15 protein-coding genes and 2 pseudogenes are annotated in these 16249 nt (G+C 28.9%); 5 read left to right on the top strand and 12 right to left on the bottom strand.

All coding sequences use genetic code 11. The annotated features are described in order from the left end of the window. Positions 1-24: 24 nt before the first annotated feature. A complete protein-coding gene (locus FBF11_RS02615; RefSeq protein WP_002858480.1) occupies positions 25-2595 on the bottom strand; it encodes a DUF3971 domain-containing protein in 2571 nt (856 codons plus the stop codon). Here FBF11_RS02615 and mltG point away from each other — a divergent pair. The 5 genes from mltG to FBF11_RS02590 all read left to right on the top strand — a co-directional run bounded on the left by mltG (position 2510) and on the right by FBF11_RS02590 (position 6645). Continuing rightward, positions 2510-3511, top strand: coding sequence for an endolytic transglycosylase MltG (mltG, locus tag FBF11_RS02610; RefSeq protein WP_057042251.1), 1002 nt, complete (start codon positions 2510-2512; stop codon positions 3509-3511). The genes FBF11_RS02615 and mltG overlap by 86 nt on opposite strands. A gap of 80 nt (positions 3512-3591) precedes the next feature. Beyond that, entirely contained in the window at positions 3592-4023 is a 432-nt protein-coding gene (gene flgB / locus FBF11_RS02605) for a flagellar basal body rod protein FlgB (protein WP_002858492.1), read from the top strand. Positions 4024-4032: 9 nt separating this feature from the next. After that, positions 4033-4527 carry a flagellar basal body rod protein FlgC gene (flgC, locus tag FBF11_RS02600; protein WP_002858484.1) on the top strand — a complete coding sequence of 165 codons (495 nt, stop codon included), beginning with the start codon at positions 4033-4035 and terminating at the stop codon, positions 4525-4527. Between the two features lie 6 nt (positions 4528-4533). After that, a complete protein-coding gene (gene fliE, locus FBF11_RS02595) occupies positions 4534-4830 on the top strand; it encodes a flagellar hook-basal body complex protein FliE (protein WP_002851122.1) in 297 nt (98 codons plus the stop codon). Between the two features lie 6 nt (positions 4831-4836). Then, positions 4837-6645, top strand: coding sequence for a penicillin-binding protein 2 (locus FBF11_RS02590; RefSeq protein WP_057042252.1), 1809 nt, complete (start codon positions 4837-4839; stop codon positions 6643-6645). Here the strand turns inward: FBF11_RS02590 and FBF11_RS08440 are convergent. The 11 genes and pseudogenes from FBF11_RS08440 to FBF11_RS02525 all read right to left on the bottom strand — a co-directional run bounded on the left by FBF11_RS08440 (position 6642) and on the right by FBF11_RS02525 (position 16232). Then, positions 6642-8353 (bottom strand): annotated as a pseudogene (locus FBF11_RS08440) (Na/Pi cotransporter family protein). The gene FBF11_RS02590 and the pseudogene FBF11_RS08440 overlap by 4 nt on opposite strands. A 54-nt stretch (positions 8354-8407) precedes the next feature. Then, positions 8408-8842 (bottom strand): hypothetical protein, encoded by a 435-nt coding sequence (locus FBF11_RS02570; RefSeq protein ID WP_002858595.1) that lies wholly within the window; start codon positions 8840-8842, stop codon positions 8408-8410. Beyond that, on the bottom strand, positions 8842-9159 hold the full coding sequence (locus FBF11_RS02565) for a rhodanese-like domain-containing protein (RefSeq protein ID WP_002858489.1): 318 nt from the start codon (positions 9157-9159) through the stop codon (positions 8842-8844). Before FBF11_RS02565 ends, FBF11_RS02570 begins: the two co-directional genes overlap by 1 nt. After that, positions 9156-10982 carry a molecular chaperone HtpG gene (htpG, locus tag FBF11_RS02560; RefSeq protein WP_002868060.1) on the bottom strand — a complete coding sequence of 609 codons (1827 nt, stop codon included), beginning with the start codon at positions 10980-10982 and terminating at the stop codon, positions 9156-9158. The genes FBF11_RS02565 and htpG overlap by 4 nt, the downstream gene beginning before the upstream one ends. Positions 10983-11054: 72 nt before the next feature. Further along, a complete protein-coding gene (gene crcB, locus FBF11_RS02555) occupies positions 11055-11423 on the bottom strand; it encodes a fluoride efflux transporter CrcB (protein ID WP_002859058.1) in 369 nt (122 codons plus the stop codon). Next, positions 11417-12109 carry a lysophospholipid acyltransferase family protein gene (locus FBF11_RS02550; RefSeq protein WP_002867672.1) on the bottom strand — a complete coding sequence of 231 codons (693 nt, stop codon included), beginning with the start codon at positions 12107-12109 and terminating at the stop codon, positions 11417-11419. The genes crcB and FBF11_RS02550 overlap by 7 nt, the downstream gene beginning before the upstream one ends. Further along, a complete protein-coding gene (locus FBF11_RS02545; RefSeq protein WP_057096863.1) occupies positions 12090-13286 on the bottom strand; it encodes an SH3 domain-containing protein in 1197 nt (398 codons plus the stop codon). The genes FBF11_RS02550 and FBF11_RS02545 overlap by 20 nt, the downstream gene beginning before the upstream one ends. Beyond that, positions 13258-13930, bottom strand: a pseudogene (gene purQ / locus FBF11_RS02540) (phosphoribosylformylglycinamidine synthase I). The gene FBF11_RS02545 and the pseudogene purQ overlap by 29 nt, the downstream one beginning before the upstream one ends. A 1-nt stretch (position 13931) precedes the next feature. Next, entirely contained in the window at positions 13932-14177 is a 246-nt protein-coding gene (purS, locus tag FBF11_RS02535) for a phosphoribosylformylglycinamidine synthase subunit PurS (protein ID WP_002858611.1), read from the bottom strand. An 8-nt stretch (positions 14178-14185) separates the two neighbouring features. Beyond that, on the bottom strand, positions 14186-14896 hold the full coding sequence (purC, locus tag FBF11_RS02530; RefSeq protein WP_002854922.1) for a phosphoribosylaminoimidazolesuccinocarboxamide synthase: 711 nt from the start codon (positions 14894-14896) through the stop codon (positions 14186-14188). A gap of 1 nt (position 14897) precedes the next feature. Further along, the gene (locus tag FBF11_RS02525) at positions 14898-16232 is read right to left on the bottom strand and encodes a S41 family peptidase (protein WP_002856815.1); all 1335 of its coding nucleotides are present in this window, start codon (positions 16230-16232) and stop codon (positions 14898-14900) included. Positions 16233-16249 lie beyond the last annotated feature (17 nt).

The raw sequence follows: 16249 nt of genomic DNA, 5'->3' as shown, positions 1-16249 counted from the left end.
TTTTCAAACAAACTTTAAATATTTTTAATTAAGTAAATTAGCAGGAAGTTGTATGATATTTTTAATAAGATTAAAAGGGGTTTTTAGGGTATCTGTTAAAATTTCGGTATGAAATTTAGGGTCATCTATGCTTCCATCTATTTTTAAGTTTGTGCTAATTTCTTGATTTTTACCTAAAATTACATAATTTAAAATTGGAACCTTGGATATAGCTTCTGAAGCTGATTTTAAAGTTTTAAGCTCTAAACTAAAATCCACTGTATTTAATCTTAAATTTGCTGATCCTAAACCATATATATCTACACTATCACCATTTAAATTAATAGCCGAAACACTTAAAAGATCTTTTTTTCTATTAAAAATAATCTTTCCATCATGTAAGCTTAAACCTTTTTGATTAAAAGTTGGAGATTTAAACATCAATAAACTTGGTACAGTATCGATAAAGGAAATAAGCTGATTTATACCTTTTAAATCCTTCACATAAGTATTTTTAAAATCGATCTGTCCATCAAAATACTCCAATCCACTTCCTTTTATACTTAAGTTAAACACTCCATCTTGAACAGCTTGTTTTTGTAAAAACTCATTTAAATAATTATCATCAATATTGCTAACGTTTAAATTTAAATCATTAGAAGAATAATAAAGATCAAATTTTGCATTTCCTCTAGAACCTTTAAGATCTAAAGCATTGCCTTTTAAATCAGCTTCTACTCTATCAAAAGCCAAAGTTTTATTAGAATCTGCCAAAATTAAAGCTACATTTGCTCCACCAAAACTAATATTTTGGGTATTAGTAGCAATATCAAATGTTGAATTTGAAGAGTTGGAATGTTTTCTATAAATATAACTTAAATTTTTTAAATGAATTTCTTTATTATCAGAACTTATTTTAGCACTTGCTGTATCACTTTGAGTATGAATTTCCATAATGCCCTTATTTTTTACAATATCAAAGCTATCATTTTCATAAGGAGTTTGACCGTTGATAAGTAAATTATTTTTAAAATAAGCATCATTAACACTTGCATTAAAATCTTCAAAATTTAAAGTTTTATAATAAACATTTTTAGCATTGATAAACCCAAGCTTTTTAAGTAATGGAGAAAATGAAAATAAAATCTTAGGATTATTAAGATTAGCCTCAAGTCCATCTTTAAAATTTAAAATCAAATTCCACTGAGGAATGCTAATGTTAACATTTTGCGAATAATCTAATTTTACTTCTACATTTTGATTTTTTAAATCTAAAAGCTCTGCATTGTCAAAATAAAGCCTTGAAATCTGAGTATTGAAATTTCCTTGCTGTTTTTGTAAGTCAAATTTAGCATTAAAATCAGCTTCTAAAAAGCCATTTTTAACACTGGCATTTTCTATATTTAAATCATTTTGATTTAATTTTACAAATGCTTTTGTAATATTAAAATCAGCCAAAGAAATACTAGCATTCTCTAAAGCTAAAATACCACTATAAGAAATTTCACCCTTATCATGAAAATCAATTTTAAGCTCCAAATCACTTTTAATTTTTCCGCTTTTTTGATAAAAAGGTAGTGAAAAATGATAATCCTCTAAAGCTTTAGCAAGTTTTTCGTCAAATTTTAGATTATCAGACTTAATGCGCAAATAAATCCCAACTTTTTTTTCATCAAACAAATCATATAGATAAACCTTACTAGAACTTAAATCAGCACCATTATAGAAAGCTTTATTAAAGACAAAATCGAGCTTTTGTTTGTTTAAATTTAAATCGAGTTTTGGAATTTCAATAGCATTCATTTTATCATCCAAGCGAACTTTGACATTATTAACATAACCTGATGCACTAATATTGTCTAAATAATAATTATCTTTAGTAAAATCTATAAAGCCCTGCAAATAATCTAAATGATAAAATTCTCCCTTAGCCCTATATGCTACCCAAAGATTTAAACTCTGCGGAAGTTCTATTCTTTTATTAACTCTTTTAAAAATTTCCGTAATATTTCTAATGTTTAAATCTTCTATTTTATAAGCTAAATTTTTATCTTTGTAAGAGATGCTTGCGTTAAAGTCAAGCAATTCTCCACTTGCTCTACCTTGAAAATAATAAAACTCGCTCTTAGTATTGATACTTAAATTTCCATCAATACTTAAATCATAATCTTTTAATAAAAGTTTTTTAATATCAGCTATAAGTTCTTTATTTTGACGCTGTAATGTTAATTTTAAAAACAATAAATCATTATCTATAAAAAATTCATTATCTTTAAATAAAATACGCACATGATTATCTTTTATATTTAAATTTTGTATATCAATCTCTTTAACAAAAGTATATAGATATTTTAAATTTTTTGTTATTTTTAAAATCTCTGTTGAAGCATTATCAGAAGAGTGGGTTTGTGATGAAATTTCGGAATTTTGAGTCTCATTTATAGTGATATTTTTTGCTCGTACAATTAATTTTTTATCTAATTTAATATATAATTGTTCCAATTTTAAAAAATCAAATTGGATACTAGAGATGACAATTCCATTTTTAAGCACTATAAACAAAGCTAATATAAGCACAACAAAAAATACAACAATATATAAAATTTTCTTTTTCATACGCAACTTCTTTTTGATATTTATTTTGGGGATTTTTTATTATCTAACTCAGCCTTTAAAAAGCAATTCTGTGGTATTTATTCCCCAAGGTTCAATTTCTCAAATTATAACATATTTAAAGCAAAATAAATATCAGATGAGTAATATTGATAAATATATTTTATTTTTTTTAGGACACCCTCAATCAGGCTGGATCAACATAGGTACAAAAGATTTAAATAGAGCTGAATTTCTACATAAACTCACTATTGCTAAAGCAGCACTTCAAACCATTACTCTTATCCCAGGAGAAACAAGCGTAATCTTTCTAGAACAAGCAGCCAAACAACTTGGACTTGATAAAGATATACTTTTAAAAGAATTTCAAGCTCAAGCTCCTTATGATGAAGGAGTTTTTTTACCAGAAACTTATAAAATCCCGAAAGGCATTACAGAAAATCTACTCATTCAAATGCTTTTAAACCATGCTGAAATTTCCAATAAAAAAATTTCTGAGAAAATTTTTGGTGATTATAATCCAAAAAAATGGCACCAATATATCATCATCGCTTCTGTAATACAAAAAGAAGCTGCTAATGACAATGAAATGCCTATAGTTGCAAGCGTAATTTACAATCGACTTAAAAAAGGTATGAAACTTCAAATGGATGGAACTTTAAATTATGGAATTTATTCCCATGTAAAAGTTACCCCACAAAGAATAAGACAAGATAATAGCTCTTATAATACCTATAAATTTACAGGATTGCCTAAAGAAGCGGTTTGTAATGTTTCTTTAGCTGCTATTCGTGCAGCTATTTTTCCTTTAAAGACAGATTATTTATATTTTATGCGTGATAAAAATACTGGAGTTCATATTTTTAGCACAAATATAGATGATCACAATAAAGCCATAAATTTACAAAAAGGAAAATAATTTTTGATATTTTTATACAAAATAGTTAAATTGGAACAGTATTTGCTTGTTAATATTAAAAATTATAAAAAGGATAAAAAATGATTAACCCATTTAAATCAAAAGAACTGGTCACTGGTGCTTTAGCGGGTAGAAATCTAAGAAATCAACTCATCAATGCCAATCTTGCAAATGTTGATACTCCTTTTTATAAAGCAAGAGATATTGAATTTGAAACAGCTTTGGTAAATCGTGCAAATGAAATTTTCAAAAAAAATGATAATAAAGAATTGCAATTAGCCGTAACTGAAGAAGAGCATCAAAAACCTTGGAAATTCCCTGATCCTAGTAAATCTACTATTTACTTAAGAGATGGTCATTTAGCAAGAAATGATGCAAATACTGTTGATCTAGATGTAGAAACCACAGAAATGAGTAAAAATACAGTTATGATAACAGCTCTTGATGGAGTTTTAAGAAGACAAAGCAATATCTTTAGTTCTATACTTGATGCAAGCTCTAAATTAAGTTAAAGGTAAATTATGGCATACTTAAGTGATTTTGATATTAGTGGTTATGGTTTAAGTGCTCAGCGTTTTAGAATGAATGTTATTAGCTCTAATATAGCTAATGCAAACACTACAAGAACAGCTGAAGGTGGGCCTTATAGAAGACGCGAAGTGATCTTTAAAGCAACAGATTTTGATAAGCTTTTAAATGAGCAAATTAACAAAGATAATAATTTTTTAAAATATGAAAATCCTTTAAATGATCCAAGTTCGCCAGAAGAAGCTAAACCTGCTATTCAAAGTGTTGTAGTGGATAAAGTGGTCAGAGATGACAAAGATTTTCGTATGAAGTATGATCCAAGCCATCCTGATGCAAATGCTGAAGGTTATGTAGCGTATCCAAATGTAAACCCTGTTATTGAAATGGCAGATTTGATTGAAGCTACAAGAGCTTATCAAGCCAATGTAAGTGCTTTTACAAGTGCAAAAACTATATCTCAAAGTGCGATTGATTTATTAAGAGGATAATAAAAAATGAACAATATTAATGATTTAAGATTAAATAATAATATTTCAAATACCAACAAAAGTCAAAATTCCACAGGAATTGGTGATGAATTTGCCAAGATGCTTAAAAATGAAATCAATGATTTAAATAAAGCACAAGAAAGTGGAGAAGCTGCAATGACAGACATTGCCACAGGACAAGTAAAAGATTTACATCAAGCAGCTATAGCTATCACTAAAGCTGAAAGCAGCATGAAATTTATGCTAGAAGTAAGAAATAAAGCAATCAGTGCTTATAAAGAAATCACAAGAACTCAAATTTAAACCCTAATGCAAGAATATAAAAAAAATAGGGTTTCAAAAGTTGCCTTTGCCTACTGCATGGCACTTTTGTTTATGATTATTTTTATCAGCTCTACTTTTTTTCTTACATCAAAACGTCATATACCTAACACTGAAAAAGATCAATACGCTCTTGCTCTAAGAGGATCGATTATAACCAAAGATAATTTTACTATCACAAGTTCTAAACAAATTTATCGTGCTGAAATTGATCTTAGAAGCATTAACAAAGATAAATTTGATCTATTTTTAAAGCTTTTTCAAATTTATAGTGGGATAAGTAACGATCAAGTAGCAGATATTAAAAAAAGAATGCAAAATCAAAAAAAACGCTCTTATAATTTTGTTCTTTTGCAAAACTTAGATTCCAAGCAAGCAAGCTATCTTAAAGACCTTGCTAAAAAACTTTATATACAAGGTTTTTTCAAAGCTTTTACAAATAACTCTGGAAGAGTTGAAACAAGAGGATTAAATATCATCGAACATGAAGAAGATAGAATTTACATGTCAAAAGATTCTTTTACTCCTATTATCGGTTATACCAAAATGATATTAGATCCAGAAAGTGGAATTTTAAAAAATATAGGAGTTAAAGGTTTAGAAAAATACTACAATGAATGTCTAAGTCCTGTTCAAAATGAAAAAATTCAAGGACTTAAAGATATAGGTGGAAATATTATTTTAAATCTAAATTCACTACAGCAAAAAAAGATCAATGGTTGTGATTTATATCTAAATCTTTCTTTAAAACTGCAAAAAAGTATAGAGAAAGCTATAGATCAAAGAAATGAGGATTTAAAAGCCAATGAAATCATCGTTGGTGTAATGGAAAGCAAAACAGGAAGAATTTTAGCTTTAGCAAGCTCAAGGCGTTATGACCCGCAAAATCGCGGAAAGGATCTATCGGTTCTTAATGCAAGTGCTATAGAATACGGCTATGAAGCAGGTTCTGTTATCAAGCCTTTTATCTTTACAACAGCCTTAAGACTTGGTAAAATAAAAATGGATGAAGTGATTAATACTTATGGCGGTTCTTATAAGCTAGGACGTTTTACCATCAAAGACGATCACAAAATGAACAAAATGACCATGGAAGAAGTTATAAGATATTCTTCAAATATAGGCATGATACAAATTGCCAAAAGACTTAACAACATAGAAATCATATCAGGACTTAAAATATTTAAATTTGGCGAAAAGAGTGGTATTGATCTACCTTATGAACAAAAAGGAGAAATTCCAAATCCTAAACGCTTAAGGGATATAGAAAAATCTGTTTTAAGTTATGGTTATGGACTTAAAACAACCTTTATACAACTCCTTGCAGCTTATAATGTTTTCAACAATGATGGGTTTTATATCACACCACGTTTAGCTGAAAAATTCTATCAAAATGGACGCTTTACAAATCTTGATGATGATGTAAAAAAAGAAAAAATTCTTTCTAGCGAAGCCGCTAAAACGATGCAAAATGTTCTTATAAATGTTATAGAAAAAGGAACAGGAAAAAAGGCAATTACACAAGGTATTATTGCAGGAGGTAAAACAGGAACGGCAAGAATAGCCGAAAGACAAGGTTACACCTCAAATCGCTACAATGCATCCTTTTTTGGTTTTGCAAATGATTTAAATCACGCCTATACCATAGGAGTTCTCGTAAGACATCCTACTAAACCTTATAGTTATTATGCTGCACAAAGTGCTTTGCCTATGTTTAAAGATGTTGTTGATATTTTAATCAATGAAGAATTTCTAACGCCTATACAAGACAATAACCAAACTAGCACAAACAACTAGTTTGATATATCTTTAGAAAATATCACCTCAACAGCACCTATAAGTTCTTCAGCAATCTTAGCAGCAAAAGTTGTATCATTAAGTATTGAAATTCCTTCAGCTGTTGTGATTTTTCTTACTGAAATAAGATGTTCAACATTGCTCAAGGTTAAAGTATCGATTTCTTTTAAAATTTCTTTTCCTTTTTGAAGATTTTTAATAATCAAATAAAGCTTTTCACGATCTTCAACAACTCTAAGCTCTTCGATACTTCTTAAAAGCTCTCCTAAATTCGATCTAATTTTATTGTACTCTAAAGCCAAAAATTCATTAGAAGAACTAGAATATTTCTTAATATTTGCTTGGATAATTTTTAAATTTTTAGTTGTTTCGGCTAAATTTTTAGCTGCCATCTTAAAGGTAAAAATTTTATGATTCTTTGTTTCATCGTTAATATAAACTTGTGCTTTAGTTGAAAAATCGATAATAGCTTCAAAAAGAACCTTTATCCTAGTTTGATACAAATAGTCCAAATCCACATTTTTACTAAACCACTTTTTATTTTCTAAAATTTCTTTAAAACTTTTATCACTTTGTATATCTTTACGACTAAAACCTATAGCATGAGCAACAACTGCATAGGTATTGTTATAAAGATGCTCGCTTTCTTTCCTTAAAGCTTCGATGGCTGTGTCACTAAATTTAACCAAACTAATCAAGATATAAAGGCTTGTCTTTATTCTTATCTTTAGGAGCTTTTACTATTTTATTTAAAAAAACAATTTAAGGAGTAAAGAATGAAAAAAACGCAACACCAATTAAATTAAACAAAGTGTGAAATAATGCCACTTTCAAAGCTATATCTTCTATGTTTAACGCAATGGATAAAAAATTAAGAAATGTATAAAATAAGGAAAAATAAGCACTATTAAAAAAGCTATACCAAAATTAAAAATACAATTTGCAAACGCTAATTTCTTTCCTTCAATATTGGTACTTAAAGAAGCTAAAACAGCCGTTACAACTCCTCCAACACTAGTACCCAAAGTTGCTGCTAAGGAATTTTCCAAACTGATTTGTTGTGCAAGTAAAGCAGCGACAATAATAGCCATTATAACTGTGCTTGATTGTATAACTCCTGTAAGCAAAGCACCTAATCCTAAAAAACAAAAACTCCTTTAAAACCAGCAAAATCAAAACGAGAAAGATCAATTATATGTTTAAAATTTTCAAAACCACTTTTAATATAATCCACACCCAAAAAGAAAAAACCTATACCAATAAAAATATTACCCAAACCTTTTAAAATACTATCTTTTTGAAAGAAAAATAATACTCCAATAATCAAAAGCGGGATAGCCAACATTAAAATTTTAATATTTGTTAAACCAACAATCAGCCAAGAACTTGCCGTATTTCCTAAATTTACTCCAAAAATAATCCCTATGCCCGCACCCAAAGAAATAAGCCCTGCACTCAAAAAAGAAATCGTAACAATAGAAACTAAAATTGAAAATTGCATAATTAAAGTACTTAAAGTACCAAAAAGTATACTTTTTATCTTTGTATCAGTTGACTTTACTAAAATTTTTTCAAGCAAATCACCACTAAAAACTTTAAAACCTATACCTAAATTAGTCATTCCAATAAGAAGTATTGCCACTCCTGCTAAAAGATTAGCAAGCTCGTCATAACGAATTAAAATAAAAATCAGAACTAAAGTAAAAATACTTCATGAAATAAATTTAAAATATTTTAAAGAATTTCCTTCTTCTTGCAATGCCTAACCTTTTAGTTTTTCAAATTCATCCATCAGAAATTCTCTTAAATTTTCAGCTTCTTCTTCGCCTTTTTCTAGATACTCAAGCAATAAATTTTCTAATTCTTTTAAAAAAGAAAAAAGTTCATTTTGCCAGATACTATCGTTTTTATTGCTCAAATTCATGGTTTGTATGAAAGTCAACTCTCTGCTTAAATCCCCAAGTTTTTCTAAAAATTCATCTTTTTGATTAGAATTTTTTAATGTTAAATTAGCATTTTGGATATTTTCTTTAAATTCTCTGATTTTTTCATCGATTAAATCACAAAATTTTGGATAAATATCCATTTTAATAGGCTCTAAAAGGGTTCGCTCATCTATATTTAAAGTAAGCTTTTTAACAGCAAAATAAAGAGCTAAAAAAGACAAAGCTGCTATGAGTAAATAAATTCCTAGCATTAACAACCCTTAAGGGCTAGCATTCCGCCATCTAAATTGATGCTTTCAAGTCCCAATTTTTCAGCTATAAATTCAGCTGCAACCATGCTTCTATGGCCACTACGACAAATAAAAGCAAGTTTTTTACTTTCATCTCTTTTGCTTTGAAATTCATCTAAAAATTTAGCATTTAAAAGCCCTTGATTATCATATAAAGCCACACATTGCGCATTAGGTAAAATACCTTCTTCCCATTCTAAAGGAGTACGCACATCAAAAATTTGATATGCGTTTAAATCTTGCTTTGTCCAAAGACTTGCAGAGATATTTTCTATCATGAAAAAGCCTTGTTGATGATTTTTGTAAGGCTTGCATTAAATTCAGCAGGATTATCCACTCCCATACCTTCGCTTAATTTTGCCATATTTAAAACTAAGGTTGCTATATCTGCACTAAAGCTTTCGTTGTTTTTAAGACCTGTAAAAATAGCGTGTTTTGGATTGATTTCTAAAATAGGTTTGAAATTTTGTTCTTGACCCATTTGTTTTAAGAGTTGTTGCATAGCAAAATCAGGTTTATTTTTATCATAAACTATACAACTTGGACTATCTTTCAAACGACTGGTTAGTCTTACATCTTCAACTTGATCTTTTAGAAGTTCTTTAAATTTAGCTACAAGTGGAGCAAAAGTATTTTTTTCTTCGTCGCTTAGTTCATTTTTATCTTCTACTTGATTAATGGATACAAATTTTAAACCTTCAAATTCTAGCATAGGAGTTACTAAAGAATCAATCTCATCATCCATGAGTAAAACTTCTATATTTTTTTGCTTATATTCTTCAAGTAAAGGAGAGGTTCTTAATAAACTTTCATTATTTCCTGCTATATAAAAAATTTCCTTTTGCTCGCCTTGAAGGTCATTTTTATACTCTTCTAAAGAGCGTAAATTTTCACCTTTGGTGCTTTTATAAAGCATGAGTTTTAAAAGACTGTCTTTTTCTCCGCCAAAACCATAAAGTCCTTCTTTTAATACCTTGCCAAAGGTTTTAAAGAAAGATAAGTATTTTTCTTTATCATTGTTTTTAAGTTTTTCAAGTTCACCTAAAATCTTTTTAACGCTAGCTTCTTTAACACCTTTTAAAATTTGATTTTCTTGTAAAATTTCACGACTTACATTAAGTGGTAAATCTTCTACATCGATAATCCCCCGCACAAAACGCAAATAAGTTGGTAAAAGTTCTTTATCGTCATCGCTGATAAATACGCGTTTTACATAAAGTTTTAAGCCGCTTTGATAATCCACACGGAATAAATCAAAAGGTGCATTTTGTGGTATGAAAAATAAGGAATTGTATTCTAATTTTCCTTCGCTTTTAGTGTGAAGATAAAGTAAAGGTTTGTTTGAATCATGAAAATTTTGCTCATAAAATCTTTCATAATCTTCTGCTTTAAGGCTTGATTTTTGTATTCTCCATAAAGCATTGGCTTTATTGATTTGAGAAATTTTAAGTTCAGTTTTTCCTTCTTCTTCGCCCTCTTTAGCAGGAGTAAATTCTTCTTTTTCCATGAAAATTGGAAATTGAATATGATTAGAATATTTTTCTATAATGCTTTCGATTTTATAAGTATTAGCAAACTCATCATCTTTTAAATATAAAGTAATGCTTGTTCCTTGTTCTTCTTTGCTTGCGTCATTAATCTCATAACCATTTGCATCGGAACTCCAAAGATAAGCTTTATCATCTAAAGCTTTTTTACTTAAAACTTCAATTTTGCTAGCCACCATAAAAGCAGAATAAAAACCTACTCCAAATTGTCCTATGAGTTGAGAATCTTTTTTAGCATCACCGCTCAAATTTTCTAAAAAGCTTTTAGTGCCGCTTTTTGCTATGGTTCCAAGGTTGTTGATAAGATCATCTTTATCCATACCTATACCATTATCACTAATACTTAAAGTTTTTTTATCTTTATCAATTTTGATTTCAATTTTAGGTTCAAATTTTAAGCTTTTATATTTATCATCACTTACGCTTAAAAAATTAAGCTTATCTAAAGCATCGCTTGCATTTGAAATAAGTTCTCTTAAAAAAATTTCTTTATTAGAATATAAAGAATGTATCATAAGCTGTAAAAGCTGATTGACTTCGGTTTGAAATTGCATTTTAACTTCCTTTGTGATTTTTTAAAGTGGTATTTTAGCAAAAAATACAAATTCTAAAGTAAATTTAAAGATTTATTTGAAAATTATAAAACCAAGCCATGCGGCAAATAAGCAAAGAAAGACATTTAAGATAATATTTAACGCAAAATGAAGATAATTTCCACTTTGCAAAAGAAGTAAATTTTGATAAGAAAAAGTAGAAAAAGTTGTAAAAGCTCCTAAAAAACCTGTACTTATAAAGCTTTTAAGTAAAGGAGATAAACCTTTATTTTGTGCATAAGAAAACAAAAGTCCTATGATAAAAGAACCCAAAACATTAACAAAAAGAGTTCCAAGGCTGATAGAATAAGGAAAAAATTTATTCACTAAATTAATAGAAAACATTCTTAAGATTGCTCCTATAAATCCCCCAAAACCAACAACTAAAAGGGTATTTAGCAAAGCTTAGCTCTTTCTTGATCGAGTAATTCTTGCATTTTTTTTCTAGTGTTTTCAAGCCATTTGTCATCATTTGTATCGACTAAATCCATACAAATGATTTTAAGCACTCCGCTGCTTGCACTAAAACTTTTTGTGTCTAAAATTTTTGCAGAATCCACAATTAAAATGGGTTGAACTTTAAGATTTAATTTTTCACTTAAAATTTTTGCTCCACTTTGAAATTTAAGCATTTTTTCATTTTTAGATCTAGTTCCTTCTGGAAAAATAGCCAAAACCCTATCTTCACTAATTCTTTCTTTTGCTTCTTTTAAAACTCGTACCAAATCACGCGGATTTTTTCTATCTATACAAAGAAGTTTTGGTTTTTTCATAGCAACTTTGAAAATAGGAATTTCTCCTAATTCTTTTTTGGCAATCCAGCATAAATTTTTAGGATATAATTCTTCTAAAGCGATGATATCTAAAGCACTTTGATGATTCATTAAAATCATCTGAGCTTGTGGATTAAAAGTACCAATGATTTCTTGTTTATAAGAGATGGTATATCTTTGAAATTTAGCCCAAATTTTGCGGATTTTCCAAAGTGTGTTTTGAGATTTTGTAAAGCAAAAACAAAAAATCACCAAAGCAACACTTAAAACAAAAAAAATCCAAAAATAAAGAGCTTTAATTTTTTTGTAAATCATCTTTATTAACCCAACCTATTTTTCCATCAGAAAACAGTACTTTAATATAATTTTGTCGTTTGCCTAAAACTTCTACTTTTTCATCTGCATTTGCCGTATAAAAATAAGTTGAAGGCTCTGTAGGTAAAATTTTAGCCCTAGAACCAGCCTTGATAATTGCATTTTGAGTATTGGTATCTACAAGAAAACTAAGTGCAAAACAAACAACTGCCAAAGCCAGAATAATGTAATTTTTTCTCCATACAAATAAAGCTCCAAATAAAACCGCTAAAAACCATAAGGTATATTGTTTATAAATATTTAAGTCTTTATTTACAGGATTTAAATCACTCTGAGTGCTGATCTCATCGTCACTAATTTTTAGTTTTAAATTTATATTTTCAAGCTTTTTACTGTCCTTATTGAAATACGAAAATTCAAAATTTGTTTTACTTAATGGCAAAATAGCATAATAAAAAGCACTAGAAGCATTAAAATCCCCTTTTAAATTTTCAATACCTTGCTTTTGAATTCCTTCTATAAAAAAGCTTTTAAGATTTGTATTGGTTGCGTTTAGTTCTACCATCATAATGATATTAGCATCATCAAAATAACTCGCTTTAACTTTTTTAATTTCCAAAGAACTTGCCACAAGGTGTGAAAAATCTTTATTGGATAAAGTATTTTCAAATTTGATAGGATTAAGATTGATATCAGCCTCTTGAAAAGCTTCATTATTTCTAAGAAGTTTGATAGAAATTTTACTCAAACTAGCATTTGAATTTTTGGCTTCAAACCATAAAGTTGTTTTATATTCGTTATTGATAAATTCCCATTTTGCATCTGGATTTAAAAAAGATAAGTTAATTTTTTCTACGCTTATGTTAAAATCAAATTTTGTATTTTCCGTAGTGCGAGCATAGATCGTAATAGGAAAAACTTCTCCAACATATACCCTACTTGGATATTCATTATTTGTAAGAACCAAACTCCCTTTAGCTACAAAAGGATCATCTACATTGCTTTCAAAGTCATTGTTTTCATCACTTGGCGGAATATTTTGATAAATTTTTTGTTCTTCTTGGGGTAATTTTTGTAATTCTTTTTGCATATTTTCATCTTGGCCGCTAAATACAGAAATTTCACCCCTGCCAAACAATACAACAACACTAAAAATTAAAGTTAATAAAATTTTCAAAATAAAAAGCCTTTAAGCATTTTCAAACCTATATCATTACCTAGGACTTTTTCACAAGCACGCTCAGGATGTGGCATGAGTCCAAAGATTTTTTTGTTTTCATCACAAATTCCTGCGATATCAAATACAGAACCATTTGGATTTGGCTCGTATTTTAAAGTAATAAGATCTTTATCTTGCAATTCTTTTAAAGTAGCCTCATCAGCGTAATAATTTCCCTCTCCATGGGCAATTGGTAAATTAATAATTTCATCTTTTTTGAAATTTTTCAAAAAGGCATTACCATTAGAAACTACTCTTAAATTTTGGTTTTTTGAGATAAAACTAAGATTGTTGTTATGCTTCATTGCACCTTTTAAAAGACCGCTTTCAAGTAAAATTTGAAAACCATTGCAAATACCTAAGATATATCCTCCCTTTTTTGCATGATTAAAAACACCTTGCATAGCAGGAGCAAGTTTTGCAATAGCTGCACATCTTAGATAATCTCCATAAGAAAATCCGCCTGGCAAAACAACTAAATCTGCATCAAATTCTTTTTCTTCATGCCAAATAATCTGCGTTTTTACTCCAAGTTTTTCAAAGGCATAAGCTGTATCAAATTCACAATTTGTCCCTAGAAATCTAATAATAGCAACTTTCATTTTACTCTTTCTCAATTATAAGCTCATAATCTTCAATGACGCTATTTACCAACAACTCTTCACACATTTTTTTTACTTGTTCTTTGGCTAATTTTTCATCTTTCTCATCAAGAGAAATTTTGATTTGTTTTGCTATTTTTACTTCTTTAACACTATTAAAATTTAAAGAATGCAAAGCTTTTTCCACCGCTTTGCCTTGTGGATCTAAAACCCCATTTTTTAAAGAAATATTTACAATAACTTCCATATTTTTCCTTAATTTAATATTCTTTTTAAAACTTCTTCATAAGCCATTTTTACATTACCTAGATCTTGACGAAATCTATCTTTGTCTAATTTTTCATTACTAAATTTATCCCAAAATCTACAACTATCAGGGCTTATTTCATCGGCTAAAACAAGTTCATTATCTTTAGTTAAACCCAGTTCGATTTTAAAGTCAATCAGCCTTAAATTTTTATTGTCAAAAAATGGAGTTAAAATAGAGTTAATCTTTCTAGCCATATTTTTAATTTCACTAATTTGAGCTTCATTTTGCACTAAATTTAAAATCAAACAATGCTCATCATTGATAAAAGGATCGCCTAAGGCATCATCTTTAAGACAAAATTCCACCAAAGCAAAAGGTAGCACAGTGCCATCTTTAATGCCCAGTCTTTTTGTAAGAGAACCTGTTGCAACATTGCGTACTATAACTTCAATAGGAACAATTTTACATTTTTTAACCACTTGTTCTGTATCGCTTATAGTTTCTACCAAATGGGTTTTAATCCCGTTTTTTTCGAGCAAATGAAAAATTTCAGTACTGATTTTACAGTTTAATGCGCCTTTTCCACTTTCATTGCCTCTTTTTTCTGCATTAAAAGCAGTTAAATCATCTTTAAACTCACTAATTAGTAAATTTTCATCATCAGTTTTGAAAAGTTTTTTACCTTTTCCTTCGTAGAGCATTTCTTTTTTTGTCATTTTATTGTCCTTGTTTGATATTTAAAATTTTAATAGTATCAATAGCCGATTTTAACTGTGCGTCATCATTGATTTGTTTTTGACTGATTAGATTTTTATTGTCTTTATTTTCTTGTTTATCTTCTTTTTTATTTTTATCTATTTTTTCAAGCTCACTTTCTAAATGTTGTTTTAAGTCGCTTTCTTTTATAGAAAAACCATCTTCTTGAGTATTTACTTTACCTGGAAAAACTTCAATATCAGGTTTTACACCCACTGCTTGAATAGTACGTCCGCTTGGAAGATAATATCTTGCGATAGTAAGCCTTAAAGCTTCAGTTTTATTAATAGGTATGATTTGTTGAACACTACCTTTTCCAAAAGTATTTTCACCCACAATAACACCGCGTTTAAGATCTTGTAAAGCTCCACTTACGATTTCACTTGCACTAGCACTTCCACCATTTACAAGCACAACCAAAGAAGCATTAGAAATTTTGTTTTTAGGATCGGCTTTATATTCTTGATTTTCACTTGCGATGCGTCCTTTTTGAGAAACAATAACACCTTTATCTACAAATAAATTTACAAGTCCTATGGCTTGATTTAAAAGTCCACCAGGATTATTTCTAAGATCTAAAATAACTCCTTTAACATTAGGATATTTTTTAAGCTCTTTACTTGCCACATCTACAACATTTTTATCAAAATTTGTAACCCTAAGATAAAGAATGTTTTCATTTTCTATCATTTTTGCATAAACACTTTCTATCTTAATAATTTCTCTTGTAAGTGTAACATCAAAAGGTTTTGTTGCACCTTTTCTAAAAATGGTTAAAGTGATTTGAGTTTTTGGCTTACCACGCATTTTATCTACAGCATCATTGAGATTAATTCCCAAAGTGGCCTCATCATTAATTTTTAAAATAATATCTCCTGATTTTATCCCTGCTTTATCTGCTGGTGTTCCTTCTATAGGAGAAACAACTGTTAAAGCGCCATCTTTCATACCTACGGTTATACCAAGGCCACCAAATTCGCCATTGGTTTGAATTTTCATATCATTAAAATCTTTTTCATTTAAAAAAGAAGAATGCGCATCAAGATTGCTTAAAAGTCCTGATAAAGATTTATCCACCAAATCGCTGATATTTTGATCATCCACATAGTATTGCTCTACTATAGCAAGAGTTTTTGTAAGCTTATCTAAAGCTTCTAGGCGTTTTTGAACCTGCTCTTCTTTTTGATCAACTTTAGCTTGTAAATGACTTGTTAAAAATAGACATAAAATAAAAGTAGTGGCAAAGCCTGCAAGACCCGCAAAAAATCGTTTTGTTTTCAAAATAAGCTCCATCATTGAGTTTTAGTTTAAAG

The organism is Campylobacter sp. CFSAN093224 (genome assembly GCF_012897395.1).
Classification (GTDB): domain Bacteria; phylum Campylobacterota; class Campylobacteria; order Campylobacterales; family Campylobacteraceae; genus Campylobacter_D; species Campylobacter_D jejuni.
This window is presented reverse-complemented; position numbering and strand designations above follow the sequence as displayed.

What these genes read in the sequence shown, in the direction of transcription:
- mltG (WP_057042251.1), top strand. Translation starts at nt 2,510, where the DNA reads ATGACAATTCCATTTTTAAGCACTATAAACAAAGCTAATATAAGCACA.
- FBF11_RS02615 (WP_002858480.1), bottom strand. Translation starts at nt 2,595, where the DNA reads ATGAAAAAGAAAATTTTATATATTGTTGTATTTTTTGTTGTGCTTATA.
- flgB (WP_002858492.1), top strand. Translation starts at nt 3,592, where the DNA reads ATGATTAACCCATTTAAATCAAAAGAACTGGTCACTGGTGCTTTAGCG.
- flgC (WP_002858484.1), top strand. Translation starts at nt 4,033, where the DNA reads ATGGCATACTTAAGTGATTTTGATATTAGTGGTTATGGTTTAAGTGCT.
- fliE (WP_002851122.1), top strand. Translation starts at nt 4,534, where the DNA reads ATGAACAATATTAATGATTTAAGATTAAATAATAATATTTCAAATACC.
- FBF11_RS02590 (WP_057042252.1), top strand. Translation starts at nt 4,837, where the DNA reads ATGCAAGAATATAAAAAAAATAGGGTTTCAAAAGTTGCCTTTGCCTAC.
- FBF11_RS02570 (WP_002858595.1), bottom strand. Translation starts at nt 8,842, where the DNA reads ATGCTAGGAATTTATTTACTCATAGCAGCTTTGTCTTTTTTAGCTCTT.
- FBF11_RS02565 (WP_002858489.1), bottom strand. Translation starts at nt 9,159, where the DNA reads ATGATAGAAAATATCTCTGCAAGTCTTTGGACAAAGCAAGATTTAAAC.
- htpG (WP_002868060.1), bottom strand. Translation starts at nt 10,982, where the DNA reads ATGCAATTTCAAACCGAAGTCAATCAGCTTTTACAGCTTATGATACAT.
- FBF11_RS02550 (WP_002867672.1), bottom strand. Translation starts at nt 12,109, where the DNA reads ATGATTTACAAAAAAATTAAAGCTCTTTATTTTTGGATTTTTTTTGTT.
- purS (WP_002858611.1), bottom strand. Translation starts at nt 14,177, where the DNA reads ATGGAAGTTATTGTAAATATTTCTTTAAAAAATGGGGTTTTAGATCCA.
- purC (WP_002854922.1), bottom strand. Translation starts at nt 14,896, where the DNA reads ATGACAAAAAAAGAAATGCTCTACGAAGGAAAAGGTAAAAAACTTTTC.
- FBF11_RS02525 (WP_002856815.1), bottom strand. Translation starts at nt 16,232, where the DNA reads ATGATGGAGCTTATTTTGAAAACAAAACGATTTTTTGCGGGTCTTGCA.